The sequence below is a fragment of the Protofrankia sp. CiP1_Cm_nod2 genome, from assembly GCF_920664355.1.
GTDB lineage: Bacteria > Actinomycetota > Actinomycetes > Frankiales > Frankiaceae > Protofrankia.
This window is the reverse complement of the sequence record NZ_CAKKTL010000372.1, coordinates 1-3,252: the sequence shown is the minus strand read 5'-3', so window position 1 is coordinate 3,252 and position 3,252 is coordinate 1. Positions and strand designations below refer to the sequence as shown.

2 protein-coding genes are annotated in these 3,252 nt (G+C 73.5%); both read right to left on the bottom strand.

Going from position 1 to position 3,252, the window contains the following annotated elements; translation table 11 throughout:
* Positions 1–1,337: MFS transporter (locus NBW84_RS23540; RefSeq protein ID WP_250287503.1), on the bottom strand; the 1,337-nt coding region annotated here is incomplete at its 3' end.
* A gap of 524 nt (positions 1,338–1,861) precedes the next feature.
* On the bottom strand, positions 1,862–3,252 hold a 1,391-nt coding region (locus NBW84_RS23535), incomplete at its 5' end, for a CCA tRNA nucleotidyltransferase (RefSeq protein ID WP_250287502.1).

Below are 3,252 nucleotides of genomic sequence, written 5' to 3'. Positions count from 1 at the left end.
GCGCTGGGATCCGCCGTCGCGGTGGCCGCGGGCAGGCGGCGGGCGGTGGCCACCGCCGGCCCGGGAGCCGGCGTCCGCGGGCCGCGGGCCCGCAGGTACAGCAGCGCGCACACGATGAAGCCGCCGCCGGCGACCAGCACCATGACGGGCGACCGCCCGGTGGGCGGCAGGGTGATCGCCGCCAGCGCCGCGGCGGCCACATAGGCCACGTTGAACAACAGGTCGTAGAGGGAGAAGGCGCGGCCCCGGTAGGCGTCCTCGGTCTGTTCCTGGACGATCGTGTCCACGCAGATCTTGCTCGCCTGGGCGGCGAACCCGATCGGCACCGAGGCCGCGATCAGCAGCGGTGACGAGAACGGCAGGCACAGGGCGATCTCGGCGATCCCGGCGACGAGCAGCACCAGGCTGATCCAGACCTGCTTGCTGACCAGCCGGGTCACCCGCGGGGTGGCGAACGCGGCCACCACCGTGCCCACCCCGCTGGCCGTCACCAGCAGCGCGAGACCGCCGAGGCCACCGTCCGCGCCGGTGAAGTAGTTGCGGTAGAGCAGGACAGCCATCACCGTCGTCAGGCCGTACGCCGCCCGCGAGCCGGTCAGCGTGGCGAGCGCGTACCGGGCCGGGCGCCGCCGCCACAGATGGCCGGCGCCGGCCGCCAGCTCCACGACCACCTGCCGGGCCTCACGCAGGACCCCCTGCCCGGGTGTGGGGCGCAGTGGCCCGAACTCGTACCGGCCGGCGCGGCCGGCGGTACCCGCGGCGGCCAGGTAGGCCACGGCCGCGAGCGCGGCGACCAGGGCGACGCCCGCGTCGTCACCGCCGGCCAGCCCCCGTACACCGCTGCCGATCCCGGCGCCGACCAGCGTCATGACCGTCCCGGACGTCACCGACAGGGCGTTCGCCGTCACCAGCCGCCCGGTCGGGACGACGACGGGCAGCCCCGCGGACAGCGCCGCGAGCACGAAACGGTTCACGCTGAACACCGCGAGCGCGCTCGCGTAGAAGTCGGCGCCGGTGTGGCCGGCCGCGATGAGCAGGACGAGCAGGACGAGCAGCACCGCCCGGGCCAGCGCGCACACCACCAGCACCCGCTGCCGGGAGATCCGGTCGAGCACGATCCCGGCGAACGGGCCGATGACGCTGAACGGCAGCACCACGATCGCCAGCGACGCCGCGAGCGCCGTGGCCGACGTCGCCCGTTCCGGGGAGAACAGCACGTAACTGACCAGGCTCGCCTGGAACACGCCGTCGGCGGCCTGCGAGCTCAGGCGGGCGGCATAGAGCCGCCGGAATCCCGTCAGCCCGAGGAGCTGTCGCAGATCTCCGGCCCGCGCCACACCCCTGAGCCTACGGACCTGCCCCCGCCGGGGCGCGGCCCGCTCGACGCCACACCCTCGACGCGACCACGCGAGGCACGCGCGGTCCCTGCCGCGACGGCAGCCCTCCCTGCCCGTGGCCTGCCCTGCCTGTGGCTGGAGCGCCGGTCAAGTAGCGCGGATCCCATCTACGACCACCCACCCGTACAGGCCATGATCCAGGTGAGTTTGTCGTTGTGTACGCTTTTTGGTCGCAAAAGCGTACACAACGACAAAGTCGCGCCGATCTTCTCCGGTGGCTGGCTTCTATCGAAGCGTGCCACCGTTCGGGGGGATACGCATGGTTACCTGACCAGCACTCCAGCCGCAGCCCTGCGGCCACCCCGGGCCGTAGGTGAAAACCGTCGTTCCCATAGCGGTAGCCACCTACGGCCTCCGCTGCCGTAGGTGGCTACCGTCGCGATGACAACGGTTTCTACCTACAGCGGAGGGGCAGGGCTGAGCACCAGAGGCAACGCCGGGGGCGGAGCCCCGCCGGTTTCTGCCTACGGCCGGGAGCCGGGGGGCAGGCCGGGCTGGGCGCCAGGGGTGGAGCCGGCACCGGAGCCAGGGCCAGTGTCCGAGGCTGGGCTGGCGCCGGGGCCAGGACTGGTGTTGGGGCCAGGACTGGGGCTGGGGCTGGGGCCAGGGCTGGTGTTGGGGCTGGGTGCGGGGGGCTCGCCGGGGATGGGGACGTTGTTCGCGCGGGCCCAGCGGAACAGCTCCGCCTCGGCCGCCTCTCGCCCGACCAGGCCCGCCTCGAAACGGAAGTCGAGCATGTGCGCCCGGGCCTGCCCCACCAGCCGGCCGGGGGCCAGGCCCAGCAGGGCCATGATGTCGTCCCCGGACAGCTCCGGGCGGATCGCGGCGATCTCCTCCTGCTCGGCCAGCTGGGCGATCCGCTCCTCCAGCGCGTCGTACGTGGCGGCCAGCGCCTCGGCCTTGCGCCGGTTGCGTGTCGTGCAGTCCGAGCGGACGAGCTTGTGCAGCCGGGACAGCTGCGGCCCGGCGTCGTGGACGTACCGGCGCACCGCCGCGTCCGTCCACTCCCCGCGCCCGTAGCCGTGGAAGCGCAGGTGCAGGAACACCAGCAAGGTGATCGCGTCCGCGACGTCCTTGGGGAAGCGCAGCGCCGCCAGGCGCTTACGGGTCATGTCGCGCCCGACCACCTCGTGGTGGTGGAAGGAGACGCCGCCGCCGGGGACGTGCCGGCGGGTCCGCGGCTTGCCGATGTCATGCAGCAGGGCGGCCCAGCGCAGCACCTCGTCCGGCCCGCCGCCGGGCGGCGGGTCCTCCAGGGCAGCCGGCCCGCCGCCGGGCGGCGGGTCCTCCAGGGCGATGGCCTGGCGCAGCACGGTCAGGGTGTGGGCGTAGACGTCCTTGTGCTGGTGGTGCTCGTCGATCTCCATCCGCAGCGCGGGCAGCTCGGGCAGGACGATGTCGGCGACGCCGACGTCCACCAGCCGGGCGAGCCCGGCGACGGGGTCGACCGCGACCATGAGTTTGCGCAGCTCGTCCCGGATGCGCTCGACCGAGACGATCTTCAGCCGGGGTGTCCTGGAACGCATCGCCGCGACCAGTTCGGGCACCGGGACCAGGCCGAGCTGGGCCTCGAAGCGGGCCGCGCGCAGGATGCGCAGCGGGTCGTCGTCGAAGGACGCCTCGGGGGGGCCGGGTGTGCGCAGCACCTTGCGGGCGAGGTCGCCCAGGCCGCCGAAGAGGTCGACGAACTCGTGGCCGGGCACGGACACCGCCATGGCGTTGACGGTGAAGTCACGGCGGACGAGATCACCCTCGAGGGTGTCGCCGTAGGCGACCGCCGGGTTGCGCGAGGTGCGGTCGTACGCCTCGGTCCGGTAGGTGGTGACCTCGAAGCGCACCCCGGACCGGATCAGCC